21 protein-coding genes and 4 pseudogenes are annotated in these 25,509 nt (G+C 65.9%); 10 read left to right on the top strand and 15 right to left on the bottom strand.

The window, feature by feature from the left end; translation table 11 throughout:
• Window positions 1-13 precede the first annotated feature (13 nt).
• From ACV7NQ_RS43095 to ACV7NQ_RS43110, 4 genes are read right to left on the bottom strand one after another with little or no spacing between them, the layout of a single operon-like run.
• Window positions 14-2,404 carry an aerobic carbon-monoxide dehydrogenase large subunit gene (locus tag ACV7NQ_RS43095; RefSeq protein ID WP_463364748.1) on the bottom strand — a complete coding sequence of 797 codons (2,391 nt, stop codon included), beginning with the start codon at window positions 2,402-2,404 and terminating at the stop codon, window positions 14-16.
• On the bottom strand, window positions 2,401-2,919 hold the full coding sequence (locus tag ACV7NQ_RS43100) for a (2Fe-2S)-binding protein (RefSeq protein WP_463364749.1): 519 nt from the start codon (window positions 2,917-2,919) through the stop codon (window positions 2,401-2,403). The genes ACV7NQ_RS43095 and ACV7NQ_RS43100 overlap by 4 nt, the downstream gene beginning before the upstream one ends.
• Window positions 2,920-2,921: 2 nt before the next feature.
• A complete protein-coding gene (locus tag ACV7NQ_RS43105; RefSeq protein ID WP_463364750.1) occupies window positions 2,922-3,812 on the bottom strand; it encodes an FAD binding domain-containing protein in 891 nt (296 codons plus the stop codon).
• 58 nt (window positions 3,813-3,870) lie between these two features.
• Window positions 3,871-5,031 carry an XdhC family protein gene (locus tag ACV7NQ_RS43110; protein ID WP_463364751.1) on the bottom strand — a complete coding sequence of 387 codons (1,161 nt, stop codon included), beginning with the start codon at window positions 5,029-5,031 and terminating at the stop codon, window positions 3,871-3,873.
• 73 nt (window positions 5,032-5,104) lie between these two features.
• On the opposite strand from ACV7NQ_RS43110, the gene ACV7NQ_RS43115 reads away from it, so the two are divergent.
• Window positions 5,105-6,061 (top strand): LysR family transcriptional regulator, encoded by a 957-nt coding sequence (locus ACV7NQ_RS43115; protein ID WP_463364752.1) that lies wholly within the window; start codon window positions 5,105-5,107, stop codon window positions 6,059-6,061.
• A 367-nt stretch (window positions 6,062-6,428) separates the two neighbouring features.
• On the opposite strand, the pseudogene ACV7NQ_RS43120 reads toward ACV7NQ_RS43115, so the two are convergent.
• The 3 genes and pseudogenes from ACV7NQ_RS43120 to ACV7NQ_RS43130 all read right to left on the bottom strand — a co-directional run bounded on the left by ACV7NQ_RS43120 (window position 6,429) and on the right by ACV7NQ_RS43130 (window position 9,164).
• Window positions 6,429-7,302, bottom strand: a pseudogene (locus tag ACV7NQ_RS43120) (LLM class F420-dependent oxidoreductase).
• Complete coding sequence (locus ACV7NQ_RS43125) at window positions 7,302-7,463, bottom strand: hypothetical protein (RefSeq protein ID WP_463364753.1); 162 nt, start codon at window positions 7,461-7,463, stop codon at window positions 7,302-7,304. Before ACV7NQ_RS43125 ends, ACV7NQ_RS43120 begins: the two are co-directional and overlap by 1 nt.
• A 474-nt stretch (window positions 7,464-7,937) precedes the next feature.
• Window positions 7,938-9,164 carry a fatty acid desaturase family protein gene (locus ACV7NQ_RS43130; protein WP_463364754.1) on the bottom strand — a complete coding sequence of 409 codons (1,227 nt, stop codon included), beginning with the start codon at window positions 9,162-9,164 and terminating at the stop codon, window positions 7,938-7,940.
• Window positions 9,165-9,557: 393 nt separating this feature from the next.
• On the opposite strand from ACV7NQ_RS43130, the gene ACV7NQ_RS43135 reads away from it, so the two are divergent.
• On the top strand, window positions 9,558-9,746 hold the full coding sequence (locus tag ACV7NQ_RS43135; RefSeq protein WP_463366032.1) for a LuxR C-terminal-related transcriptional regulator: 189 nt from the start codon (window positions 9,558-9,560) through the stop codon (window positions 9,744-9,746).
• 87 nt (window positions 9,747-9,833) lie between these two features.
• Here ACV7NQ_RS43135 and ACV7NQ_RS43140 read toward each other — a convergent pair whose 3' ends face one another.
• From ACV7NQ_RS43140 to ACV7NQ_RS43165, 6 genes are all read right to left on the bottom strand, one after another.
• Window positions 9,834-11,612: an acetyl/propionyl/methylcrotonyl-CoA carboxylase subunit alpha gene (locus ACV7NQ_RS43140; protein ID WP_463364755.1), complete on the bottom strand. Its 1,779-nt coding sequence runs from the start codon at window positions 11,610-11,612 to the stop codon at window positions 9,834-9,836.
• Window positions 11,609-12,583, bottom strand: coding sequence for an LLM class flavin-dependent oxidoreductase (locus ACV7NQ_RS43145; RefSeq protein WP_463364756.1), 975 nt, complete (start codon window positions 12,581-12,583; stop codon window positions 11,609-11,611). The genes ACV7NQ_RS43140 and ACV7NQ_RS43145 overlap by 4 nt, the downstream gene beginning before the upstream one ends.
• A gap of 86 nt (window positions 12,584-12,669) precedes the next feature.
• Complete coding sequence (locus ACV7NQ_RS43150; protein WP_463364757.1) at window positions 12,670-14,205, bottom strand: acyl-CoA carboxylase subunit beta; 1,536 nt, start codon at window positions 14,203-14,205, stop codon at window positions 12,670-12,672.
• Entirely contained in the window at window positions 14,202-14,699 is a 498-nt protein-coding gene (locus ACV7NQ_RS43155; RefSeq protein WP_463364758.1) for a MaoC family dehydratase, read from the bottom strand. Before ACV7NQ_RS43155 ends, ACV7NQ_RS43150 begins: the two co-directional genes overlap by 4 nt.
• A 43-nt stretch (window positions 14,700-14,742) precedes the next feature.
• A complete protein-coding gene (locus ACV7NQ_RS43160) occupies window positions 14,743-16,677 on the bottom strand; it encodes an AMP-binding protein (protein ID WP_463364759.1) in 1,935 nt (644 codons plus the stop codon).
• 68 nt (window positions 16,678-16,745) lie between these two features.
• Window positions 16,746-17,894, bottom strand: a complete 1,149-nt coding sequence (locus tag ACV7NQ_RS43165; RefSeq protein ID WP_463364760.1) for an acyl-CoA dehydrogenase family protein — start codon at window positions 17,892-17,894, stop codon at window positions 16,746-16,748.
• Between the two features lie 423 nt (window positions 17,895-18,317).
• Here ACV7NQ_RS43165 and ACV7NQ_RS43170 point away from each other — a divergent pair, with 423 nt between their 5' ends.
• From ACV7NQ_RS43170 to ACV7NQ_RS43205, 8 genes and pseudogenes are all read left to right on the top strand, one after another.
• On the top strand, window positions 18,318-18,911 hold the full coding sequence (locus ACV7NQ_RS43170; RefSeq protein ID WP_463364761.1) for a TetR/AcrR family transcriptional regulator: 594 nt from the start codon (window positions 18,318-18,320) through the stop codon (window positions 18,909-18,911).
• A 230-nt stretch (window positions 18,912-19,141) separates the two neighbouring features.
• Window positions 19,142-19,533: pseudogene (locus tag ACV7NQ_RS43175) on the top strand (IS3 family transposase); the annotation flags it as partial.
• A gap of 173 nt (window positions 19,534-19,706) precedes the next feature.
• Window positions 19,707-20,192, top strand: a complete 486-nt coding sequence (locus tag ACV7NQ_RS43180) for a YbaB/EbfC family nucleoid-associated protein (RefSeq protein WP_463364762.1) — start codon at window positions 19,707-19,709, stop codon at window positions 20,190-20,192.
• A pseudogene (locus ACV7NQ_RS43185) lies at window positions 20,189-20,476 on the top strand (ESX secretion-associated protein EspG); the annotation flags it as partial. The gene ACV7NQ_RS43180 and the pseudogene ACV7NQ_RS43185, both read left to right, overlap by 4 nt.
• 38 nt (window positions 20,477-20,514) lie before the next feature.
• Window positions 20,515-20,979: an ESX secretion-associated protein EspG gene (locus ACV7NQ_RS43190; protein WP_463366033.1), complete on the top strand. Its 465-nt coding sequence runs from the start codon at window positions 20,515-20,517 to the stop codon at window positions 20,977-20,979.
• Between the two features lie 2 nt (window positions 20,980-20,981).
• Complete coding sequence (locus ACV7NQ_RS43195) at window positions 20,982-21,119, top strand: hypothetical protein (RefSeq protein ID WP_463364763.1); 138 nt, start codon at window positions 20,982-20,984, stop codon at window positions 21,117-21,119.
• A gap of 211 nt (window positions 21,120-21,330) precedes the next feature.
• The gene (locus tag ACV7NQ_RS43200; protein ID WP_463364764.1) at window positions 21,331-21,546 is read left to right on the top strand and encodes a hypothetical protein; all 216 of its coding nucleotides are present in this window, start codon (window positions 21,331-21,333) and stop codon (window positions 21,544-21,546) included.
• A 548-nt stretch (window positions 21,547-22,094) separates the two neighbouring features.
• A pseudogene (locus tag ACV7NQ_RS43205) lies at window positions 22,095-22,636 on the top strand (class I SAM-dependent methyltransferase).
• Window positions 22,637-22,671: 35 nt separating this feature from the next.
• Here the strand turns inward: ACV7NQ_RS43205 and ACV7NQ_RS43210 are convergent.
• Window positions 22,672-23,445, bottom strand: coding sequence for a nucleoside phosphorylase (locus ACV7NQ_RS43210; RefSeq protein ID WP_463364765.1), 774 nt, complete (start codon window positions 23,443-23,445; stop codon window positions 22,672-22,674).
• Between the two features lie 388 nt (window positions 23,446-23,833).
• Window positions 23,834-24,981, bottom strand: a protein-coding gene (locus tag ACV7NQ_RS43215; protein WP_463358517.1) for an IS3 family transposase whose coding sequence is annotated in 2 segments (ribosomal slippage) — window positions 23,834-24,711 and window positions 24,711-24,981 — 1,149 coding nt in all. Because the reading frame shifts where the segments join, the coding sequence is not laid out codon by codon here.
• Between the last annotated feature and the right edge of the window lie 528 nt (window positions 24,982-25,509).

Here is a 25,509-nt window from a genome sequence, read left to right on the forward strand (position 1 = left end):
TCTGCACACGGTTTCAGATGGGCGGTGTGGCCCGCCCCTGCATCGCTTCCCACACCCGCGACGGCGTCAGGGGCATGTCGGCGTGCCGAACTCCGAACGGCGCCAACGCATCCACCACCGCATTGACCACCGCGGGGGGTGATCCGACCGTGGCCGATTCGCCGACACCTTTCGCGCCGATCGGGTGGTGCGGCGACGGTGTGACCGTGTGGCCGGTCTCCAAGTGCGGAACCTCGAGCGCGGTCGGGATCAGGTAGTCCATCAGGGATCCGCCGAGGCAGTTACCGTCGGCGTCGAAGGCGATGATCTCCATCAACGCCATCCCGATACCGTCGGTGATGCCGCCGTGCACCTGACCCTCGATGATCATCGGATTGATCCGGGTGCCGCAGTCGTCGACGGCGAGGAAGCGCCGCACCTGCACCACCGCCGTCGCGGGGTCGATGTCGACGACGCAGAAGTACGCACCGTAGGGGTAGGTGAGATTCTCCGGGTTGTAACAGATTTGAGCATCCAGCCCGCCCTCGATGCCGTCGGGTAGGTCACCGGCGCCGTGTGCCCGCATCGCGATCTGCTGGATCGTGACCGCCGCCGACGGATCGCCTTTGACGTGGAACGACCCTTTTTCCCATTCGAGGTCGGCGATCGAGGCCTCCAGCATCCCCGATGCGATGATCCGCGCCTTGTCGCGCACCTTCCGCGCCACCAACGCGGCCGCGGCGCCCGAGACCGGTGTGGACCGGCTGCCGTAGGTGCCCAGGCCGAACGGGGTCTGGTCGGTATCACCGTGTACCACGTCGATGTCGTCCGGCGGGATGCCGAGTTCTTCGGCGACGATCTGAGCGAAGGTCGTCTCGTGCCCTTGGCCCTGGGTCTGCACCGACAGGCGCACAACGGCTTTGCCGGTCGGGTGGACGCGCAGCTCGCACCCGTCGGCCATACCGAGTCCGAGGATGTCCATATCCTTGCGGGGGCCCGCCCCGACGGCCTCGGTGAAGAAGGACATTCCGATGCCCATCAACTCGCCGCGTGCCCGCTTCTCCTGCTGCTCTTTTCGCAAGGCGTCGTAGCCGATCATGTCCATCGCCAGGCGCATGGTCTTCTCGTAGTCGCCGGAGTCGTACACCCAGCCGGTCTTGCTGGTGTACGGGAACTGTTCGGGCCGAAGGAGATTACGCAACCGCAGCTGGGCCGGATCCGTCTTCAGTTCGTAGGCGAGGCAATCCACGAGTCGTTCGACGAAGTAGACGGCCTCGGTGATTCGGAACGAGCACGCGTAGGCGACGCCGCCGGGCGCCTTGTTGGTGTAGACCGCAGTCATCTTGCAGTAGGCGGCCTCGATGTCGTAGCTGCCGGTGAAGACGCCGAAAAAGCCCGCCGGATACTTCAACGGCGCGGCCGTCCCGTTGAACGCGCCGTGATCGGCGAGCACGGTCGACCGGATCGCCAGGATCTTCCCGTCGGCGGTGGCGGCGATCTCGCCGACCATGATGTAGTCGCGGGCGAACCCGGTGCTGGTGAGGTTTTCGCTGCGATCCTCCATCCACTTCACCGGCTTGCCCAGCAGCAGCGACCCGACGATGGCGCAGACATACCCCGGATAGATGGGCACCTTGTTGCCGAACCCGCCGCCGATATCGGGGGCGATCACCCGGATCTTGTGCTCGGGCAGACCGGCTACCAGCGCGTAGAGCGTGCGGTGGGCATGCGGCGCCTGGCTCGTCGACCACAACGTGAGTTTGCCCGTCACGGGGTCGAGATCCGCGACGGCGCCGCAGGTCTCCATCGGGGCGGGATGCACTCGCGGATACACGATCTCCTGCTTGACGACCACATCGGCGCGCGCGAACACCGCCGCCGTCGCGTCGGCGTCGCCGGTTTCCCAGTCGAAGCAGTGGTTGTCCCGCTTGCCCTCGAGATCGGTGCGGATGACCGGTGCGTCCGCCCCCAGCGCGGTGCGGGCGTCGATCACCGGATCGAGCATCTCGTACTCGACGTCGATGAGCTCCAACGCGTCTCGCGCGGAGTAGCGATCCTCGGCGACGACGAACGCCACCTCCTGGCCCTGGAACCGGACCTTGTCCGTCGCCAGCACCGCCTGCACGTCGTTGGACAGCGTCGGCATCCAGGCTAGTCCCTTCGCCGCCAGATCCGCACCCGTGACGACCGCCTTCACCTTCGGATGTGCTTGTGCCGCAGAAGTATCGACGCTCACGATCCGCGCGTGCGCGAACGGGGAACGCAGGATCGCCAGGTGCAGCATACCGGGCAACGACACATCGTCGACGTAGTTGCCGCGTCCGCGGATGAACCGCGGATCCTCCTTACGCAGCATCCGGCCGTGACCGCACGGCTTGTGGTCGTTGTCGACGTGGTCTTCGGGCCGGAACTCGACGGTGGTCATGACGCACTCCCTACCGGCGTGGCCGGGACGGTGGGTTCGGGCTCGGCCGATTCGCCTCGCCGCTTGGCCGCGGCCCACTGGATCGACCGCACGATGGTGGTGTATCCGGTGCAGCGACAGATCTGGCCCGAAATCGCCTCCCGGATCGTCTGCTCGTCGGGGTCCGGGTTGCGGTCGAGCAAGGCGCGTGCGGTGATCATCATTCCGGGCGTGCAGAATCCGCACTGCAACCCGTGGCACTGCATGAAGCCCTCCTGCACGGGATCGAGCTGCCCGTCCACCTCGAGCCCCTCGACGGTCCGCACCTCGTGACCACCGGCCATCACGGCCAGCATGGTGCACGACTTCACCGGTTCACCGTCGACCTCCACCACACATGTGCCGCAATTGCTGGTATCGCAACCCCAGTGCGTGCCGGTCAGCCGCAACTGATCCCGCAGGAAGTGCACGAGCAGCGTGCGCGGCTCCACCTCGGCGGTCACCAGCTCGCCGTTGACAGTCATGGTTACCTGCATGGCTAACTCCCTTCGGAATCCGGAGCATTCAGTACGCGACCCACCGAGGTGCGCAGCGCCCGAATGGTCAGTTCGGCGGCGAGATGCCGCTTGTAGTCGGCACTTCCGCGCATATCGCTGGAGGGGGAGCAGGCTGCGCTCGCCCGGCGACCCGCCTCCGCAAAGGCATCCTCGGTGGGCGGCTCACCGAGGAGTACCTCCGAGGCGGCGGCCAGCGCCGCCGGATCGGGGTTGACCGCCGTCAGACCGATCCGGGCGGCCGCTATCGTCGCGCCGTCCAGCGTCACCGTCGCACCGGCCGCCGCGATCGCCCAATCGCCGACCCGGCGCTCCACCTTGGCGTAGGCACTGGATGTCCGGTGCCGCACGGGAATTCGGACCTCGATCAGAAGTTCGTTGTGCACCATCGCGGTCTCGTACGGACCGACCAGGAAATCGTCCATCGCGATCTTCCGCTCGCCGGACGGTCCGCGCACCAGGCAGATGGCCCCGAGGACCGAGCAGACCGTGGTGAGATCCTCGGCCGGATCAGCCTGACACAGCGAGCCGCCGACCGTGCCGCGGTTGCGCACCACCGGATCGGCGATCACCCGCTCGGCGTCGCGGAAGATCGGGCACACCGCGGCGAGCGCGTCCGAGTCGAGTGCCTGCCGGTGCCGCACCATCGCACCGATCCGCACCAGGGTCGGATCGGTAACGATGTATCCCAGCTCGGCAGCCAGGTCGTTGATGTCGATGAGATATTCCGGATTGGCCAAGCGCAACTTCATCATCGGCAGCAGGCTGTGCCCGCCCGCGACGATGCGCGCCTCCTCCCCGAGCCGGTCCAGCAGCCCGACGGCGTGATCCACGCCCGTTGCACGCTCGTATTCGAATGGCCCAGGAACTTGCATATGATCAACCTCACCTAAGCAGGAAGAAGCCCAGCTTCCACCGCTGCACGTGCAGGCGTCAAGACCGAGTTAAGGAATCACTTAATTCGCTGTCCGCGCCCTGCCCGTGGTGAATCCGGCCACCGGTTTCGGCGAGTGGGCGGCCGAGCCCGCCCCACCGGCGCGCGATGATCTCGGCCGCGATGGACACCGCCGTCTCCTCGGGTGTCCGGCCACCCAGATCCAGCCCGATCGGACTGGCGAGCCGGGCGAGTTGCGCATCGGTCAGGCCGGCCTGCCGCAACCGGGCCAGCCGATCCTCGTGTGTGCGGCGCGACCCCATCGCACCGACATAGCCGAACTCCGGCGCCCGCAGCGCCACCTCGAGCAGCGGAACGTCGAACTTGGGATCGTGGGTCAGCACACAGACGACGGTGCGCGCATCGACCGCGCCAGCCGCGATCTGCGCCGCGAGATAACGGTGCGGCCAGTCGACGACAACCTCGTCGGCGGTCGGGAACCGGGAGGAGGTGGCGAAGACCGGTCGCGCGTCGCACACCGTCACCCGATACCCCAGCAACGATCCCTGCTGGGCGACGGCGGCGGCGAAATCGATCGCCCCGAACACCAGCATCCGCGGCCGCGGGGCATGACTGGAGACGAACACCGCCATCCCTTCGCCCCGGCGCTGCCCGTCCGGACCGTAGGACAACACCTCGCTGCGGCCCGACGCCAGCAGGCCGCGGGCGTCATCGACCACCGCATCGTCGGCGCGCGCCGACCCCAGCGTGCCGTGCACCGCGCTCGGCCGGATCACCAGCCGCCGCCCGAGCCAGGCGGCATCGGGGTGCTCGACCACCGTCGCGATCGCGACAGGCTGATGGTTCGCGATGTCCGCGGCGACCTCGCCGAGCTCCGGAAACGTCTCCCGCGAGATCGGTTCGACGAAGATATCGATGATGCCGCCGCAGGTGAGACCGACGGCGAACGCGTCGTCGTCCGAAATGCCATACCGCTGCAGCACCGGACGACCAGTCCGGACGACCTCGGTAGCCAGATCGTAGACCGCGCCCTCCACACAGCCGCCGGAAACCGAACCACCGACCGTCCCGTCCGGGGCGACCACCATCCACGCGCCGGGCGGACGCGGCGCCGAACGGAAGGTCCGCACGACCGTCGCGACCCCGACCGTGCCACCGGCGTTCCAGATCTTCATCAGATCCGTGAGCACGTCATGCATATGCGCCCTCCAGGGCTTTTACGACCGCAGCGATTCCGGGCACCGGAACCCACCTCCAAAGTAGGCTCGGATCGTGACACCCGCTCAACTTCGGGCCTATTCGGCAGTAGTCCGCCTCGGGTCCGTCCATGCGGCAGCCATCCAGCTCGGGATGTCCGACGCCGGTATCTCGACGCACGTCGCCCAGCTGCGCAAGGAACTCGACGACCAATTGTTCACCCGCACAGCGGCGGGCCTCGCGTTCACGCCAGGCGGACTGCGGCTCGCCAGCCGGGCGATCGAAATCCTCGGACTGCAGCGCCAGACCGCCATCGAAGTGGGCGAGGCGGCGCACGGCCGACGGTTGCTCCACATCGCCGCGTCCAGCGCCTTCGCCGAACACGCCGCACCCGGCCTCATCGAGCTGTTCGCCTCGCGGGCAAAGGATCTCGCGGTCGAGCTGAGCGTGCATCCCACCAGCCAATTCCGCAGCCTCATCGAGTCCCGCGCGGTGGATATCGCACTGGGCCCGCAGGACGTCGAGACCAGCGCGTCGATCACCGTCCGCCCGTTCCTCAAGTATCAGATCATCGCGGTCGCGCGACCCGACAGCCCGCTGGCGGAGGCCGCACCGAACCCGGCACTGCTACGTCAGCAGTCCTGGCTGCTGGGCCCCGGCGCCGGAAGCGTCGACGGCGCCATCTCCACGATGCTGCGCAACCTGGCCATTCCCGAATCACAACAAAAGATCTTCCAAAGCGATGCTGCCGCACTGGAAGAGGTCCGCCGCGTCGGCGGTATCACCCTGACCATCGGCTTCGCCGTCTCCTCCGACCTCGCCGCGGGCCGCCTGATCCACGTCAAGGCCCCCGACCTGCAAGTATCCGGCGAGTGGTGCGCCTCGGCCCTCCCGCCCGACTCCCGGCAACCCGCCGTCTCGGAACTCCTACGCTTCATCACCACCCCCCGATGCACCCAGGCAATGATCCGCGGCTCCGGTGTCGCCGTCACCCGCTTCCGCCCTAAAGTCCATGTGACCCTGTGGAGTTGACTGCTGGCACCACGGTCGACTTTAGGCTCAGCCCGCAATCACGTTGCGGCCCGCCTTCTCTCGCGCGATCACAAACTTCATGATTCGCCAGTTCCGCAGCCAGCGTCGAGCTACGTAGTCAGAGAGAACCGCGTCGTCGGACACCCAGGTGTAGATCTTCGTCGACTGCGCCGCTCGCCCGCTGGGCAGGTTTCGGAGGTAGCTTCGATCGCACGCCCCTGCTCGTCGACGAGCCGAACGCGCCGGACGACCCCGGCGTAACGGACCTTGACCACCTGCACCGCGTCATCGGCAAGAACTCGCTGGAGCAGCAGGGTGTTGATGTGCAGGAGCGGCAGTACCCGACGTCGCGCTGTCGGCGCGGCAGTCAGGCTGGGGTGAGGCCGAGCCCTTCGGCGGTGGCGGCCAGCGCCGTGAGGTGTTCGTCGACTGACACAAGCCCTGCGCCCATCGTGTTGATCGACAGGTGAGTGGCGCCTGCGCTGCGCCACCGCTCGACATCGTCGAGCATCGTGTCGAGGTCGCCGGGACCCCAGTTTGCTCGGCCCTCCATGCCGATCGCAGCCGGGTCACGTCCAGCCTCGATCGCCGCGACGTCGACGACAGCCTTGGCCTCGTCGAGGTCGGGGCCCGGCGGCATCATCGGGAACCAGCCGTCGCCGAGGCGACCGACGCGCCGGTAGGCCCGCCGCGACATGGCGCCGAACCAGATCGGGATGGGGCGCTGCATCGGCGTGGGTGCGAGGCCGGCGCCGGTCACGCGCTCGCTTGGCCCGTCGTGGGTGACGGTCTGCTCGGTCCACAATCGGCGCAGCAGGGCGACCTGCTCCTCGACGCGGGCGCCGCGGTTCGAGAAGTCCTTGCCGAGCGCTTCGTACTCGACCGCGTTCCAGCCCAGCCCGACGCCGAGGCGGAACCGGCCGTCTGTCAGCAGGTCGACCTCGGCCGCCTGCTTCGCCACCAGCACGGTCTGGCGCTGCGGGAGGATGATGATGCCGGTCACCAGCTCCAGCGCGGTGATGGCGGCGATGTAGCCGAACAGCACAAACGGCTCGTGGAACGTCGTGTGCACGTCGTAGGGGCCGGCCCAGCCCTGATGGATCGCAGGGTCGGCGCCGACCACATGATCGTAGGTGAGCAGGTGGGCGTAGCCGAGCTGCTCGACCCCCTCGGCGTAGGCGCGCACGGCACGGACGTCGCCGCCGAGCTCGGTCTGGGGGGAAAACGACGCCGATCTGCATCAGACGAGCTCGGCGGCTACGGCGCGTGCTACGGCGATGTCGTCGGTCAAGGCGTCCGACCGCCCGGCGACGATCCGCGGCGCCGGCCGACCGTCGGCCTGTTGGGGCTGCCCACCCATCTTGTCGATGCTCGCCACCAAGCCCGTCAACCCGATGCACATACCCAGAACCTATCAGCGCTCTAGGAGAGCGCGTGGGAGGCGCGGCGGTGAGCGGCCAAGCGCGCTACGCAAGGGAGCTGCCACGGAACTCTGCTGGTAGGCGCGCCACCCACACATGTCGCATGCTGCGCAGCACCGATCTGCCCATACTTGCCTAGCACGACAGTTGTATTTCGTTGCCGTAGATGGCGTGTGTGCTGGATGATGTTGTGCCGCAGGCTATTTCATCGTGGCGATATCACCGCCTACTCGGTGTATCGCGCGGCGTTCATCGGCCGCGCTCAGAAGAAGGTTCGATCGGGGGTACAGATCAGGCTACGGCGGAGGTGGCACCGCTCGCGGCGGCTCGTGGGCGGCTTTCGGGGGTGTCGATGGTCCGCAGCGTCTCGAGGCAGACGCTATGTCGTAGTACTCCATCCGGTTTGGCGGCGACAGCGGGTCAAGGCCCGCGCTGCTGACCCCGTTCGATCATCCTCATCGTTCCTCTGTTCTGTCTGTGGTTACGCCCAAGCCGGATTCACCCGGTTCGACCGGCCGCGTCGCCAGCTCAGTGTGCTGCTCGACCAGCCGTAGCGGTGGGGTGAGTTGTCCGACGGTGTGGAGATGGCGCAGCGCATGGACGTAGGAGCCGAGGAGGCTGGTCTGGCAATAGGGCACCCCGAGCTCGGCGCAGAACTCTGCGACCATCGGCTGGGCTCGGCGCAGGTTGGGACGCGGCATGGACGGGAAGAGATGATGCTCGATCTGGTAGTTCAGGCCACCGAGGGCGGTGTCGACGAATCGGCTGCCGCGGACGTTGCGGGACGTGAGGACCTGACGGCGCAGGAAGTCGGTGGAGTCGCCTTCCGCCAGCACTTCCATCCCCTTGTGGTTAGGTGCGAAGGTGCAGCCCATGTAGAACCCGAACAGGCCCTGCTGCACAACGATGAACACCATCGCTTTGGCCGGGGAGAGGACCAGGAACACCGCGGCGAGGTACCCGGCGGCGTGAGCGGCGAGCAGCACGGCCTCCCAAGTGCGGTTCGGGATCGTCCATCGCATCACCGCCCGAACACTCGAGTAGTGCAGGCTGCCGGCCTCGAGCAGCAGCATCGGAAAGAACAGCCAGGCTTGGTTGCGGAAAATCAGCCGCCGGATACCGCTGCTGGTCCGTGCTCGATCGCCGGAATGGGCCAGCACTCCCATGATGTCGGGGTCTGAACCCTCGGTGTTGGGGTGGGCGTGGTGCCGGTTGTGATTGCTGGTCCACCAGCCGATGCTCAACCCAACACCGAGATTGCCCGCGATCACACCGAACAGGTAGTTCGCCCGCCGGGTGCCGAAGATCTGTCTGTGCCCGGCATCATGGCCCAGGAAGGCGATCTGGGCGAACACCACCGCCAGGAACGTGGCCGTGCCCAGCTGCCACCACGAGTTGCCGATAAAGAAGAACGCCGTCCACCCGGCCGCGAACGCCCCCGCAGTGACCGCACTCTTCCAGCCGTAATACCGCAACTGCCGGTCCAGCAGCGCTGCCTGCCGCACCCGACGCAACAACACCGCATACTCGCTGCCACGTGCCGGTACGGCATCAGACGCCTTCTGTAGCCGGGTCTCTGCCGTCACCGCGGGAGGCAGTTGCGCCGCTTTCTGTCCGCGGGGATCGATGCACTCCAACGCATCTGCGACCGCACTCGTCGCGGCAGCGGATCTCCGCGCCACCCGATCTGTAGATCTTTCCAATACCACGGGCCGCCCACACATCCTGCTGTCACTGTTGTTCTCTGAGCTCTAACTGTCGTCCTCCAAGCCGCAGCCGACTACAGGGGGTCCCATCGGAAGTCTGCAAATGGCGGCTCGCCGCTCTCGATTACAGAATGTCGCGACGAGACCACCACCCGGTGAACGGGTGTGCGGATCGGTGACACATCTGCGTGACGATTCCGCCCTGGCGAGCCGACAGACAGACGGTTCCGACGTTGCTCACGCTCAACACACTCTTGCCGCGCCTTCGGCAATCGGTGACCACCGAATACGCTCAGCGAGCGCCTATTTGAACAGGCCGATCACCAGGGCGATCGTAACAGGGACACCACCGACTGCAGCACCCTCTGCATCTCCACCAAAACCGTCGCCACCCACGTCGCACACATCCTCGACAAACTCACCGCCGACAACCGCACCGAAGCAGCCCTCACCGCCGTCGAACACCACCCACAAACAAACACTTCCTCCCACACGTATGACAGCGTGAATAGGCACCGATCGCGCTCCATGCAGGCACACCGAACGCACTGCAGGTGACTGATCGATGGGCGCGTCGGACCCAACCTCGCCGGAGTCGCATCACCCTGCCCACGACCGTTCGTCGCTGTCACGACCGAGCTACGTTCACGTTCCCGTCTCGTCGTGACCGATACGGCAGATCGCTTGGCCCTCGGCACGGGTCTCACCCACCGCCACGGCGACGTCCAGCACAAGGCCGGCCTTGTGCGCTCGCACCGGGTTCTCCATCTTCATGGCCTCAACCACGGCCACGAGATCTCCTTCGGCAACGATCTGCCCGACTTCCACCAGCACCTTGACGACCGTGCCCTGCATCGGCGCCACCACCTCGTCACCGTCGACCCTGCTGGCACGCAGACCAGATGCCACCTCGGCGGACTGTCCGCGGATGGTCTCGGCCAGATCCCCCAAGGTCGCCAGCCCCGGAAGATGCACCCGCTGGGGACGGCCACCGACGAGGATCGCGACCATCTCGGCTGCTTCGCCCGGCTCGGTCGATCCGTGGTCGGGGTCTACGAGCGGGCCGGCCTCGGACTCGATCCACGTGGTGTGCACTTCGAATAAGCCGTCATCCGCAGTGAACTGACGGGCACGCGTGACTGCCCGGTGAAAAGGCAGCACGGTAGGCAGGCCCTCCACCGTGATCTCGGCGAGTGCCCGCCGGCTGCGGGCCAGAGCGGTGGCACGGTCCGGCCCCGACACGACCAGCTTGGCCAGCAGCGAGTCGAACTGTCCACCGATGACGGACCCCTCCTCGACCCCCGAGTCGACGCGGATGCCTGGCCCCTCGGGGAGCACCCACCGGGTGATCGTCCCCGGCGCAGGCAGAAAGCCACGGCCGGGGTCCTCGCAGTTGATACGGAACTCGAAGGCGTGACCGATCGGCTCGGGGTCGGCGGTGACGCTCAGGTGCTCGCCTGCCGCGACCCGGAACTGCTCGAGCACAAGGTCAATGCCGGTCGTCTGCTCCGTCACGGTGTGCTCGACCTGAAGCCGCGTGTTGACCTCCAGGAACGACACGGACCCATCGGACCCGACCAGGAACTCGACGGTCCCGGCGCCGACGTACCCGCTCTCCACGCAGATCGCCCGCGCGGCGTCTCGAATGGCATGCTCCTGCTCAATGGTCAGGAAGGGGGCCGGGGCCTCCTCGACCAATTTTTGGTGCCGTCGCTGGAGAGAGCAGTCCCGGGTCCCCACGACGACAACCGTGCCGTGGGTGTCTGCGAGCACCTGGGCCTCAACGTGCCGCGGCCGATCGAGGTAACGTTCGACGAAGCACTCGCCACGACCGAAGGCGACCACGGCCTCGCGGGTCGCCGACTCGAACTCGTCGGCGATCCGCGCAGCCTCGCGTACCACCCGTAGGCCGCGGCCGCCGCCGCCGTGCGCCGCCTTGATCGCGATCGGCAGTCCGTGCTCGGCGACGAACTCCTCGATCTCGGCGACGCTCACGACGGGATCGAACGTACCCGGCACCAATGGTGCGCCGACCTTCTCGGCGATCGATCGGGCGGTTACTTTGTCGCCCAGTGCGCGGATGGTCTCGGGACGTGGGCCGATCCAGGTCAGACCCGCCGCAAGGACCGCCTCCGCGAACTCAGGATTCTCCGAGAGGAACCCGTATCCGGGGTGTATCGCCTGCGCCTCAGCGGCCAGGGCGACGTCGAGGATTTTGTCCGCGTTGAGGTAAGTGTCCGCTGCGGTCGAACCATGCAGTGCGTACGAGTCATCGGCGAGACGCACATACGGGAGGTCACGATCAGGGTCGGCGTAGACCGCGATCGCCCGGAGGCCGGCGTCATGAGCGGCGCGGATAACGCGGACGGCGATCTCACCTCGGTTGGCCACGAGCACGCTGTCGAAGGGGCGAGTCGCGCTCATCGGGCGCCTCCCCGAACCACCGTGGTCTCGGCGGCGCCTGAGGAGGCGGGCGCGAGACTCTGGAGCAGCGGCATCACCCACTCGGCGAAGAACCGCACCACACCGGGTCGGTCCGCGGGGGGACATGCAGGTGCGAAGATCATCTCGGTGGCCCCCGCCTCGGCGTACTGGCTGATCCGGTCGACCACCTGCTCGCGACTGCCGGAGACAAGATAGCGGTCGGCGAGATCGGTGAAGTCCTGTCGGTAGGTGGTGCTCACCGACTCGATCGCGGCGCGGCGGGCCCAGGCCGCATCCTCTGCCACGGCCGACCAGCAGAAGATCCCGGCACGGAGCTGTTCCGGGGCTCTCCCATACTTCTCGGCCATGGCGCGTGCCTGAGGCACCGCCGCGGCGAAATTATCGGGTGTCATCATGTACGGGAGCCAGACATCACCGAACCTGGCAGCTCGGCGCATCGCCGCCTTGCTACGCCCACCGATCCAGACTGGTAGGCCGTTGTCCTGAACGGGCGACGGGAGCATCGCGAGCCGGTCAATCGTGGTGAACTGTCCCGCGAAGGACACCGGCTCGCCCGTCTCCAAGTGCTGCAGCAACGCCAACGACTCGTCGGTGCGTCGGCCACGTTCCCGGACCGGCACGCCGGCGGCATCGAACTCTGGCGGGTATTCACCGCCGACACCGACCCCTAACTCGAAGCGCCCGCCTGATACCCGGTCGAGGGTGATTGCCAACTTCGCCGCCACTACCGCCGGGTAGACCGGCAGGATCGTGAGCGCGCTCAACAGCCGAATCCGTGTGGTGGCCCCTGCGGCGGCGGCGAGCGCGATGAAGGCGTTCGTCGTCGGCACGTGGAAGAACAGGTGCTCCCCGCATGCGAAGAAGTCGAACCCCAACTCCTCGGCTACCTGTGCCTCGGTCGTCACCTCCGCGGGATCCGCGTCCGGTGGGAACATCAGCCCGACTCTCAAAACTGCACCTTTCTGGCGGGCGCGAGCGTGCCGCGCACCATTCTCATACGCCGAAAGCGCCGGTCACGCTCATGAGGCGGTCCACGTCACACCGGACTGATCACGTGGTGGCGCGAGTGTGGCTCGCGCGTCCACCCGTCGGCGTGGGCGAGTCGCTCGATGAGCTCTGCCCTCAGTCGTTCGGGCTCGACGACCGCGTCCACGACCAACTGGCTGCCCAACCGCACCAGACCGAGGTCCGCTGCTTGCTCAGCCGTTCGAGCGGCGATGAATGCCTCTCGCTCGTCCGGGTCCTCGATCGCGGCGATCTTGTTGGCGTATACCGCGTTCACCGAAGCCTCCGGGGACATCGGCCCGATGCTCGCGGTGGGCAATGCGATGGTGGCCCGGGGCTCGAAACCCGGCGCGCACATCGCGTAGAAGCCGGCCGCGTAGGCCTTGCGGAGAATGACGCTGAACTTGGGCACCTCGGCACTCGCCATGGCCACCACCATCTTGGCTCCGTGTCGGATGATGCCCTGTCGCTCGATCGCGACTCCGACCATGAAGCCTGGGACGTCGTGCAGGAAGATCAGCGGAATATTGAAGGCGTCGCACATCGAGATGAAGCGTGCGGCCTTGTCTGCCGAGTCGACGAAGATGGCACCGCTTCGCACCGACGGCTGGTTTGCGACCAGGCCGACGACGCGGCCCTCGAGCCGCGCGAGCCCAATGACCAGCTCCGTGGCCCATGCGGACTTGATCTCGAAGAAGCTGCCCGCGTCGACGAGATGGGCGATGACGTCGCGCACGTCGTATCCGGCGTTGGGATCCTCCGGAATCAGCCCCGGCTCCCAGACACGCATCTCCGGCTGTGTGGGCGGCGCAGTTGCGGGGGCGGATCGCCAGTCGTCGGGCAGATACGACAGGAGGTGACGCGCCGCCGCGATCACCTGCCAGTCGTACTCGAAAACCTCGTCGCCGCAGCCGGACACGGTGGCGTGCATCCGCGCCCCACCCATCTCCTCCAGGGTCGTGACCTCGCCGGTGACCTTCTCCGCGACCCGTGGCGAGGCCAGGTACATCGAGGCGTTGCCGTCGACCATGCCAACCCAGTCGGTGAACGCCGGCATATAGGCGCCACCGGCAGCCGACGGTCCGTGCAGACAGCAGATCTGCGGAACCCGACCTGACAACCGGACTTGGAGCTGGAAGATTTTCGAGGCGCCCCGTCGGCCGGAATAGAACCCCAGTTGATCGGTGAGGCGCCCGCCGGCAGAGTCAACCAGGTAGATCACCGGCAGTAGGTCGCGGTCTGCACGCTCTAGGATGCGGACCTGCTTCTCACAGGTGAGTTCCCCCCATGAACCTGCCTTGACGGTGAAGTCGTGAGCGATCACCGCAACCGGACGCCCCTCGATTCGGCCGACACCGGTCAGGACGCCGTCTGCCGGTAGGCGATCGCCTGCCGCAGCGGCCAGAAGGCCATCCTCGACCCAGCTGCCCGGATCGAGCAGCAGCGCGATGCGCTGGCGAACCGGGAGCTTGCTGGGCCAACGGGAGGTGTCCCCGCCGCGGAGCGCCGTCGAGATGGCCTCGTCGAGCTCGGGAGCGATCGCCCCGCCGACATCTATGGCGTTCATGTGGCCGCCCTCTGCTCGACACCCGCTGGGGCGCGATGCATCAGGCCCGTGCGCTGGACCCGGCACACCAGGATGTCGTTCTGGTTGTAGGCACGGTGCTCGAACACCACAAGTCCTGCTTCGGGGCGGGACTTCGAGGCCCGCGCGCTGACGATCTCGGTCTCGACCCGGATGGTGTCGCCGGCGAAAACCGGGGATGGGAAAGCCGCGTCCGAGAGCCCCAGCTGGGCCACGATGGTGCCGAGCGTCAGTTCGGGCACCGAAAGGCCCACTGCGAGCGCGACCGTCAGCATGCTGTTCACCAGGGGGCGACGAAACTCGGTGGTCGCGGCATACGTCGCATCCAGGTGCAGCGGGGCCGGATTCATTGTCATAGTTGTGAAGAGCACGTTGTCCGTCTCGGTCACTGTGCGGCGAGTAACGTGGTGCACCACGGTGCCGACAGGCAGCTCCTCGAACCACCGTCCGGAGACGGGGCGTTCTGGGGTGATCAAGTGCTCCTCCTTGGTGAATGCGGTGGGCGACGCCCGTCCTGGGTCACCGCGTGTCACCGGTCACGGCGCGAGCCACGATCTCGATCGTGCTCGGGTCCTCGACGGCGGAGGTATCTCCCTTGGCCTCCCCGTGGGTCGCGATCTCGCGCAACAGTCGGCGCATCAGCTTGCCCGTGCGAGTCTTGGGCATCGTCGAGGTGACGTAGACCGGACCGAGCGAGGCATATTTGCCGAGCGTGTCGGCGACTTCGGCTCGCAACTCCTCGACGACATTGTCTGGGGCGTCGTCCCGCACGACGACGAACGCGGCAGGCACAGTCCCCTTCGTCGGGTCGGGCACCCCGACGACCGCGGCCTCGATCACGCTCGGGTGACCACCCACGACCTCCTCGATCTCCATGGTGGAAATCCGATGCGCGGCGATGTTGATCACGTCGTCCGATCGGCCGAGCACCCACAGATGGCCGTCGTGGTCGACGACCGCCTGGTCGTTGGTGGTGTAGCACCCCGGGAACCGAGAGAAGTAGGTGTCCTGGTAGCGGGCGTGGTCGCGCCACACGGTGCGGGCCAACGTGGGGAACGGATGGGTGATCACGAGGTTGCCCTTGACCCCGGGCGGGACCGGATTGCCGTCGTCGTCGAGCACGGCACACAAGTGCCCCGGCGCCGGCGTGCCTGCCGAGCCCGCCTTGAGGTCGTCGACACCACAGATCGGATATGTCCACGTCGAGCCGGTCTCGGTCTGTCCGTAGGCGTTCACCACCGGCACCCCGCCACCGAGGTGGGAGCTGGCCCAGCTGAACGTCTCGCTGTCGAGTGGCTCCCCCTGTGCTGTAACCAGCTCGAGCTGAGTGAGGGGGTGCTTGGCGCACAGTTCGTCACCGAACCCGCGCAGCATTCGCAGCACCGTCGGAGCCGCCAGCACCTTGGTCACCTCGTGGCGCTCGCAGATCTCGTAGAACCGCTCAGGTGTCGGGGTGTCGAGCGCTCCCTCGAAGCAGAGGATCGTCATGCCGTTCGCCAGACCACCGACGACTGCCTGGATGGGAAAGGTGAGCCAGCCGATGTCGGCGGCGACCCAGTAAACGTCGCCGTCCTCTGGACCTACCTGCCAGTGCGCGTTGGCCCACGCACCGGCCAGGAAACCGGCCACGCTGTGCACGATGCCCTTCGGGCGCGACTCCGTGCCGCTGGTGAAGATGAGGAACGCTGGATCGTTCGCCTCCATCGCCGCGAGGGGCGCGCCGTCCGCCTGGCGCCGGACCAGTTCCCTATAGTCGACCTCACCGTCGACGAGCTCGGCACCGACACCGGTGCGATCGACGACCACGGTGTGAAGGTCCGGGAGCGAGGTACGCGCCTTCCGCAGAGTCTGCAGAAGTTCGACCCGCTTACCCCGGCGGTAGCTGGCGTCGGCGACCACCACGACCTTTGGCTCCGCTTGCTCCAGTCGCGCTCGCGCCGCCTCCTCACCGAACCCGGCGAAGAGGATCGTGTAGATCGCCCCGATGCGGTTGCAGGCGTGGACCGCGGCGAAGGCCTCGACGAGGTTGGGCAGGTAGAGGGCCACCACGTCGCCTCTCCCCACGCCGAGCTCGACTAGACCTGCGGCCAACTTGGCAGCCTCATCCGCGAGCTCCGCGAAGGTAACCTTGCGGACGTCGCCCGGCTCGCCCTCCCAGATGACGGCGACCTTGTCACGGGTCCGGCGATCCTCGGCCCACCGGTCCAGGCAATTGTCGGCGACGTTCAGCTGACCCCCGACGTAGTAGCGGAAGTCGCCCAACGTCCCTTGCAGCAAATGGTCGTACGGTCTGATCCAGCGCAGCCTTTCGCCGACCCAATCCCAGTAGCTCTCTGGGCTTATGTCATGGAGAGCGCGGGCGTGGCCGGCCTCCCGCTGCTGCACCGGCGACGTCCAGGCGGGCTCGAGCGGGATGACAGGTGACGAGATGAGCCCATCGAGGCTGTCCGACATTTGGCTGGCTCCTTGCCGATTCGTTACCAGTGGTGGGTGATGAGGGGGCAGATTCCAGAGCAGCGCACTCAGCCAGCAGGCAGGAGTCGCTTGGCGATGATGTCGAGCTGGACCTCGTCGACGCCGCCGCCGATCCGCAGGATGCGGACGTCGCGGTAATGGCGAGCGACCCCGGACTCCTCGACGAAACCGGATCCACCCAACAACTGGACGGCGTCATCGACGATGGCAGCGCACGTGTTGGCCACGTGGAACTTGGCCATGGCAACCGTCGTCGGCGACTCAGGGTCCCGGTCCCGCAGCTGGGTTGCGGCGCTGTATGTCAGCAGTCGCGCGACTTCGAGGTCGATCTGCATCTTCGCAAGGCGGTGACGGACCGACTGGCGATCACCGAGAGGCGCTCCGAAGGCCACACGATTGCGGATGTACTCCGTCGCCAAGCGGATGCTCTCCGCGGCGTGACCAAGTCCCATGGCGGCCAGTACAATCCGCTCGAGCTGGAAGGCACCCATGATCTGATAGAAGCCGCGCCCCTTCGTGCCCAGCAGCGCGCTATTGGACACCTCGACGTCGTCCAGGATCACCTCGCGGGTATCCGAAGAGTGCCACCCCATTTTCGGCAGCGGGCTCCCGGTGGACAGACCCGGCGTCCCTGCGTCGACCAGGAAGGTCGTGATGCCACGGTGGCCCGCATCAGCGTCCGTCTTCGCGGCGACGATGAGGACGTCGGCGATTCCGGCGTTGGTAATGAACATTTTGCGGCCGTTGATGCGCCAACCCTCCTCTGTCCTGGTAGCGCGTGCCGAGATACCGGCAACGTCCGATCCGGCGCCCGGCTCCGTCACCGCGATGGCGGCAATCTTCTCGCCCGCCGCCAGGTCGGCCGTGTAGGCCATCCGCTGCTCGTCGGTCCCGTACTCCACGATGTGCGTGGCTGCCATATACGCGCTGACGAGGGCCCCGATGGCGATACCTCCGGCAGCTTGGGCGAGTTGCTCGGCCAGCAGTGCCACTGCCAGCTCGTCACGGCCACTGCCCCCGAATTCCTCGGGCGTCATCAGTCCCAGTAGTCGAGCCTCACCAAGCGCTCGCCATAAGGCGGCCGGCGGTTTGCCGTCGCGCTCAGCCTCATCCACGACTGGACGGACGTGCTTATCGGTAAAGGCGCGACACGACGCCTGGAAGTCCCGGTACTCGAGGTCAAGCGTCCCGTACATTTCTCCCACTTTCCCGACTGGTTGGTAAACCACGCTAAGCCCTCGTTCTCCTCGCGTCAAGGCGACGCATGCGCCCCCACGGACCCGCCCTCGGTCTCCGGACCCGAGAGCCCCAACCGTCGGCTTGGTTCACCTACCACGAGGTCAGCAGCCTAAGACGGGCTCGTTCAGCATGCCTCGCTCCCACTTGCCCCGCCACCTGGATGCCACAACCGGAGCACCCTCGCCGCCGCATACAGCCGCAGAACTCGCCCGCCGCAATTACCAGGTATGATTTTACCGACCGTTTGGTAAATTTTGGTTGGCCGGGTGCTGTCTACAGCCCCGTCCACCAGCACTCGGCGCGAAGATGTGCGACTACGCTGACGCCGGGCGCCGGGCCTGCACGGTGCAATCAGCGGCGAGCGAGGAGAACAACGATCCATGGCGACCCGGGGCCGGCCGAGCAAGGCAACCGAGCAGCGACAGCGAGTGCTGACCGGGGCCGCCGAAATCTTCAGCCGACGGGGCTACCGCGCCACCACCATGAACGAGATCGCAGCCGAGGTGGGACTGTCCAAGCCGACCCTCTATCACTATTTTCACAACAAGGAAGAGCTGCTGATCAGGCTCTACGAAGACGTCATGAATGAGTCGCTGGCAACCGCCCTGCTTATCGCGAAGACGGTGCCCGCCCCGCTCGAAGCACTTCGTCAGCTGATCGCCTACCGCGTGCGGTATACCTGCGAGAACCAGGCAATCCACAAAGTCTTCTTCGAGGAAGAGGAAGAACTGCCGGCCCACCTACTGGACACAGTCGTCGACCGGCGGCGACAGTTCGAGGACGTCATGAAGGACCTCGTCGCACGGCACCTAGCGGCGAGCGGCCGAACACTCCAGACTTCCGAGACAGTCTTCGTCAACACCTGCCTCGGAGCAGCCAACTGGGTCTACAAGTGGTACGCCCCGAACGGTCCCCTCGAACCTGAACAACTCGGCAAGGACATCGCAGACCTTGTCCTGCTTCCGTTGCTCTGATCTAGGCCTTCGGGTTCAGCTGGACGAGTCGACGTATCGCGTGATATCGCCTGGTCACGTGAACCATCTCATTCGACTGGGGGTCACGACCGCGTCATCCCGATCAGCGAGATTGCGCCACTGGCTTGCGGCAGTCGGCACGTAGGTTCGCGTCGAACTGGACCGGCCGCAGCGCTGACCGTCAGGTTCATCAGCAAACACCAACGCCGCCGCGACCGTGGTGGCTGCGATGGGGTGTCGAGTCGATCTGCGCCGCGCTCAAAGAGCTCGGCGTCAAGATTGCCCCATCAACGTATTACGAACACCGCAACCGGATCCCGACCGAACGGGAGCAGCGTGATGAGGAACTGAAAGTGGTAATCAGGCGGGTGTATTCGGCGAACTATGGCGTTTACGGGGCCCGGAAAGTGTGGCTGCAACTCAACGTGAAGGCATCCGCGTGGCCCGCTGCACTGTCGAACGGCTGATGCGCGGTCTTGGGCTGCGCGGCGCGGTGCGCGGCAGGGTCGAACGCACCACGGTCGCAGACCCGGCCGCGCCGCGGCCGGCGGATCTGGTGCAGCGCCGCTTCACCACGGCAGCACCTAATCGGTTGTGGGTTGCGCCGAACTCGCTCGTTGCACCAGTACTCGCACAATCGCCCATCATCGCAGCAACGCGGCCGACGCAGGTCGGTCGGGTGTGAGCTGCCGCCGTGACGGCGGAATGATCGAAAATTGGCCGATCGTCTCATTGAATTTCCTTGTGCGCCACCGGGTATTCAACGGTGTATTCAACGGCGTGCGCTGTTGTTCCATGCGGGAGCTGACAGTGAAGGTACCGATGGTCAACGGGCGTCTGCAGGCGGATATGGCAACGATGCTGGAGGGCCTGCAAGAACAGCTGCACGGGATCGCCGAACTGCAACGGCAGAGGTCGTTGTTGACGGCCACGGTCGTAGTGTGCGACAAGCGGATTCAAGTGACGGTCAACGCAGACGGCCTCCTCGTCGACACACTGTTCGCCGAGGATATTGGCGATCTGAGTTACGAGGAGATCGCCACGGCCATCACGGCCGCGGTACAGGCCGCGACCGCCGAGGTGATGCGCCGCAGCAGCGAACTCATGCAGCCGCTGCCCGGCGTCGGCGGGGGCATGCCTATCGGTGCCCCGGGTGCCGCCGGCGGCACCGCGCAGAGCGGCAAGGAACACAAGCACGCCAAATTCCTGGACTCGCGCGTGCATCTCGATGACGCGCTCGGCGACATACCACGCAAGGTGAAACCGGTGATCGAGCCGTGACGCGCTCGTGGTCCTTCACCGACCTGGAGTTCCAGCTGGTGTGCGACCAGTATCGGCACGGTGACCTGCCGTCGCCGTTCGTGTTCACCAGTCGCACCCGGCTGCTCGACGAGCGCGCGCAGCGGCAGACCCGAGAGCGGTTGCGCGACATGATCGACGGTGACTTCGAGGCGATGGCCACCGTGATCGGCAAGCCGGAGGTGTTCATCGTTGCACACGCCTGGGATGATCAGGATTTCGAGAATCCCGACAAGCGCATCCGGGTGCACGCCGCCCGCCGTGGCCGAGCGGCTACCTCCTCACTCAGCAGCCCGGCGAAACCCTGTGGCACAGCGGTGGAGTCACCGTCACCGAGTGCGATCCGCGGGCGCTGGCCGACGTCGTGGTCGGGCAGTTGCCGACGGCAGAGGCGGGCACGCAGCGGGAAATACCGGTCAGTGCCGCCGACCGGGCCGACGACAGTTTCGATTCGGCCGGTGCGGTCTTCTCCGACGATGACGACTCCGACGACGAATCGGCCTGCACTGCGGCGTTTTTCAACACTCCGGCCGTCGCGACCGGCATTGTCAAAGTCCTGCAGGGCCGTTCGAAGTTCGGCCCGCGCGGGATCGTCGAATCGGGTGTGCTGTGGCGGGATCTGCCCTATGACGGCCGCTATGTGATGCCGCTGGACCATCCGGCCCCGGTCGCGGCCGGAATGGGTTCGGCTGGGCTCATCGCCTGGGTCGCCACCGAGGTCGACCGCATCCTCGCGCGCATGGACGCCCATCTCGAAGTCCAGGACTGACGGTGGCCGATCACATCGAGGTCGATCCGGCGCAGCTGAAGACGGCTGCGCAGATCTCGGAGAGCATTCAACAACGCATTCAGCAGTCGCTCACCAGCCTCCAGTCGACGCTCACCGGCGACGGAACCCCCGTGGGGTAAGGACAGTTTCGGAAACAAATTCGCCGAGGGCGACAAGGGCTACCTGGTCGCCAGCGAGAACCTCACCACCGGTCTGACCCAGATGAGCAGCACCTTCGGTGATATCGCGAAGGGGCAACGCGAGGCTGCCGACGAGTTGACTGCGATGGAGCAGGACAACGGCCGGAGCTTCCGCAACCCTTGAGGCGGTTGCCGTTTGGGAGGCCCACTGATGCGTCGCGCCACGACGATGGCTAGGCACGCCGCCGATCTGGTCGACCTCGCGACCGCTGAACGCATCGATCGAGCCTTCCGCCCGGACAAGTTCACCGGCTGGCGTCCAGCCGATGACTTCATCTTCCCGCCGGAGACCCTGGCCGCCGATCCTGACGAGTCAGTGCGGCTCATAGTCGCACCTCACCGCAACTTGCCAACCCGGGCGCCCTGATCGGCCTACTGGCCGATCAGACCGAATCGGTCGCGCACGCCGCGGCCGAATCGCCTTTCCTCCCAGTGCATCAAATGGAGCGGCTTCTCGCCCTCGCCGATCTCTGAGCGCCGCTGCAGCCCCTTCGAGATTCCGACGTTCGGAGAACTGTGGTTCGGGATGATCGGAACGCACATCGGACGGCAGCGGGCCGAGCTCGCGGCACGCCATGCCTTCGTCGCCGCAGCCAGCGTCGATCACCCGCGGGCGGCCACATCAAACACCGAGAACTGTGGCGACCACCGGCACAGCACCGAGCCTGCTCGACCTCGAACCATGGGCCACAACGCCAAACGCACCGGCCGACTTCATGATCGTCGCCCACCACACCAACGAGTCTGCCCGACAACAGATCCGGGCGATATTCATCGGCAACAGTCGATTACGAGAAGTTGTACCGTGGTGACGAGGTCTTCCCGGGCGTCGTCGTCCAGCGGCCGCCGTGGGACATCGGGAGGCCGCAGCCGCTACTGCTGGAGTTCGAGCAGGCCGGTCGCATCAGCGGCGATGTGCTCGACGTCGGCTGCGGACCGGGCGATACCACAATCTATCTCGCCGGCCTCGGATACCGGGTGACCGGCCTCGATGTCGCACCCACCGCGATCGAACAGGCCCGCGCCCGCGCCGCCGAGATGGCGTGTCGGTGTCGTTCGACGTTGTCGACGCGGCCGTCCTCGGTGGACATGACGGCCGTTTCGATACCGTGGTGAGCAGTGCGCTCTTGCACTGCCTCGATCCGGAGCAGCGCCGGACACATGCAGCGGCGCTCAGTCGGGTGATCAAACCCGGCGGCCGGTTGATCCAATTCTGTTTCACGCCAGCCGATCACGCCGAACTGTATGCGCCGTACCCGATCTCCGAGGAGACGTTGCGCACCACGTTCGTGCCGCCGAACTGGTCGATCACCACACTGCGGGCCGATCGGCTGGAGATGACAAACCCGGCCGAGCACATGTTGAACCTGTTCGCCCAGAACGATTTCCATCCAACATTCAATGACAAGGGAGCCATGCTGCTGCCCGTTCTGGTACTCGAGGCGCAACGAACCTGAGGCGTCGCCTCCGACGGTGCATGGCAACCCAGTCGTCACAGATCCAGCGCGACCGCGGTGTCGAGAGCGACCTGGATGCTGCGCATCCAGCCGTCCTTGAGCTTGGTGTTCTTCTCGTCGTACACACTCGTCCCGTCCACCAGATTGCTCGAACAGGCGCAAATCATGCCCGCGCGCAGACCACGCAGTTTCGCCACCACATACAGCGCCGAGCTCTCCATCTCGACGTTGAGGATACCCATCCTCCTGAGCTGATCGATCCACTCCGGCGGCTCAGCGTAGAAGGCGTCGTCAGAAGCGTTGATACCGGCGAAGACTCGGAAACCGCCTCCAGCACTGGCCAATTGCTCCGCCATTGCACGCAACTCCGCGGCGATGGCAATGTCGGGTACTGCCGGGAAGCCCGGATGAACATAGGCAGCGGTGGTGCCGTCGTTGCGCAGCGTGCCTTCACTGACCAACAGGTCACCGGGTTCGATGCCGTTCTGCAGGGCCGCCGAACTGCCGACGCGGATGAACGACGTAACTCCCACGCGCGCAAGCTCTTCGACAGCGATCGCGGTCGACGGACACCCCATGCCAGTGGAGGTCGCAGTGATGACCTTCCCCTTATAGAGGCCCGTCATGGTGCGGTGCTCACGGTTGTGAGCAACATCCGTGACATCGGTGAGGAACTCCGCGATAAGCGGGACCCGGAAAGGATCGCCCGGCAGCAGCGCGACACTACTGACCTCACCCGGGGCGATGCCGATGTGATACTGACGCACGCCGACACCGACCGCGCCCTTGTTGACGAGCTGTTGGGACATACGGGTCCTCTCGGAGCGGAAAGGTGGTCGAAGGTCAGATGGTTCGAACGACACTGGCGGCAGAAATCATTCTGACCCGACCTCGGCAGCCGAGCATCTTATATGGGGCGCTGGTGTTGTCGAGGTGGGCACCTCGAGTCTGACGAGCACGTCCACACCACGGTAGTTGTCGTGTTCGGAACCCCCGACGAACTAGGCGCTCTGGTCGAGGCAAACCGCAGATAGTCCGGGCTACCTCCTGACCGGTCCCCGATGACGGAACCACCCGGTTTTAGAGCCAGGTTGTTTTCGATCCGTATTCAGTTGATGCCGCAGGCCACCGGGTGGTTGACCGGTCCCCGATGACGGAACCACCCGGTTTTAGAGCCAGGTTGTTTTCGATCCGTATTCAGTTGATGCCGCAGGCCACCGGGTGGTGGCTGTGGCTGCAGCGGGCAGCGTACTCGGCCGGGGTCAGATAGCCCAGCGCCGAATGTCGATGTCGTCGGTTGTGGTCTACCTTGTAGTCGCCGATGACGACGCGGGCTTCGAGCAGGCTTGTCCAGTGGTTCCGGTCGAGGCATTCTTTGCGCAGCCGACGGTTGAACGATTCGACGAATCCGTTATTCCACGGCGTGCCCGGTGGGATGTAGATGATCCCGACCCGGTTTGCGCAAAACTGTTGCAGCGCATGGGAAATCATTTCCGGCCCGTTGTCCATCCGCAACACCGTCGGCGACCCACCATGAGTGGTGAAGACCTTCTCGAGCTCGGTGACGAGCCGCTCGGCGGTGATCGAGCGTTCAACCAGATGCAATAGTGATTCACGGGTGTGTTCATCGACCATCGACGCGATCTTCACCGCTCTGCCGTCGATGGTGGAATCGAACTGAAAATCCAACGCCCACACCACCTTCGGTGCATCCGCATCGACCGGCGGCATCGACGAAACGCCGGCCCGTTTACGCGGCTGGTGCTCACGCACCTGCAGCCCTTCCTCCCGCCAGAGCCGATGCACCTTCTTCTTGTTCACCGAGCTGCCCTCGTCGAACCGCAACCGCGCCCACGCCCGCCGGAACCCGTGACACGGGTTCTTCGTAGCATACGAGCGCAGCCAGGCCCGCAAACCGGCGTCCGGATCATCCGGGGTCTGCGCGAGGGGCAGCCGCCGATACGTCGAACGAGCAAGCCCAACGACCTTGCACGCGAACCGTTCCGACACGCCCTTCACTGCTGTGAGCATGTCGACGGCACGGCGCTTGGACGCTGGGCTCAGAATTTTCCCCGGCTGATCTCCCGCAGGGCGTCCTTTTCCAGCTCCGCCTCGGCCAGCAGCCGCTTGAGCCGGGAATTCTGCTCCCGCAGCTCCTTGAGCTCCTTCGCCGCATCGGTATCCATACCGCCGTAAGAGCGGCGCCAGTTGTACAACGTCGCCGCCGACACTTCCAGCTCTGCGGCGATCTCCTCGCCCGACTTACCGGCCGCGGCCAGCTCATCGGCACGGCGCAGCTTCCGCACGATCTCCTCCGCGGAATGCCGCTTCCGTCCTCCAGCCATGATCCCAATCGTCCCTTCTGGCCCCTACCAGGGCCAACAGGACTCTAATACCGAGCGGTCTCATTCATTGGGGACGGGCCACTCCCAACGCCATCTCCTGGGCAATCGAAGTAGAGCTCGGACTACTACCTGGTCGTTTGGCGTCGTTGATGGCGTTGCTGAACCGCCTTAACCTGCGGTTTCGATGTTGGTTGACGTTCAGTGGAAGACGGGGCCGAGCGAGGCTGCTGCGTACTCTCTGCGTACCTGCCGCTCGTTTCCTTCTCTTCCCTTCTTCGAACGTCGACTAGCTATAGCTAATCACCACCAATCAGCGCCCTCCAGGGCCGATGTCGCCGAGGCCGACTGGGAAACAACCGCCCGCGTAGCTGTCCTAGCTAGGTTATCCACGGCGGTCCCAAAAACCTGAGCGTGCTCCTCTGTGAGTGGTATGCGGTCGGCCACTTGGCTGGCTGCGACGAAACGTACTGCTCGATCGGCGCCGCGCTTCTCCCGCATCTTTTTCGGGGCCGCGTTCGCCGACAAGGT

Source organism: Nocardia sp. Tas62D01, from assembly GCF_055232035.1.

Bases quoted from the DNA above. Each gene is read 5' to 3' on its own strand.
- ACV7NQ_RS43095 (WP_463364748.1), bottom strand. From the start codon at position 2,404: ATGACCACCGTCGAGTTCCGGCCCGAAGACCACGTCGACAACGACCAC.
- ACV7NQ_RS43100 (WP_463364749.1), bottom strand. From the start codon at position 2,919: ATGCAGGTAACCATGACTGTCAACGGCGAGCTGGTGACCGCCGAGGTG.
- ACV7NQ_RS43105 (WP_463364750.1), bottom strand. From the start codon at position 3,812: ATGCAAGTTCCTGGGCCATTCGAATACGAGCGTGCAACGGGCGTGGAT.
- ACV7NQ_RS43110 (WP_463364751.1), bottom strand. From the start codon at position 5,031: ATGCATGACGTGCTCACGGATCTGATGAAGATCTGGAACGCCGGTGGC.
- ACV7NQ_RS43125 (WP_463364753.1), bottom strand. From the start codon at position 7,463: ATGTGCATCGGGTTGACGGGCTTGGTGGCGAGCATCGACAAGATGGGT.
- ACV7NQ_RS43140 (WP_463364755.1), bottom strand. From the start codon at position 11,612: ATGAGCGCGACTCGCCCCTTCGACAGCGTGCTCGTGGCCAACCGAGGT.
- ACV7NQ_RS43150 (WP_463364757.1), bottom strand. From the start codon at position 14,205: ATGAACGCCATAGATGTCGGCGGGGCGATCGCTCCCGAGCTCGACGAG.
- ACV7NQ_RS43160 (WP_463364759.1), bottom strand. From the start codon at position 16,677: ATGTCGGACAGCCTCGATGGGCTCATCTCGTCACCTGTCATCCCGCTC.
- ACV7NQ_RS43165 (WP_463364760.1), bottom strand. From the start codon at position 17,894: ATGTACGGGACGCTTGACCTCGAGTACCGGGACTTCCAGGCGTCGTGT.
- ACV7NQ_RS43170 (WP_463364761.1), top strand. From the start codon at position 18,318: ATGGCGACCCGGGGCCGGCCGAGCAAGGCAACCGAGCAGCGACAGCGA.
- ACV7NQ_RS43180 (WP_463364762.1), top strand. From the start codon at position 19,707: ATGCGGGAGCTGACAGTGAAGGTACCGATGGTCAACGGGCGTCTGCAG.
- ACV7NQ_RS43200 (WP_463364764.1), top strand. From the start codon at position 21,331: ATGCGTCGCGCCACGACGATGGCTAGGCACGCCGCCGATCTGGTCGAC.
- ACV7NQ_RS43210 (WP_463364765.1), bottom strand. From the start codon at position 23,445: ATGTCCCAACAGCTCGTCAACAAGGGCGCGGTCGGTGTCGGCGTGCGT.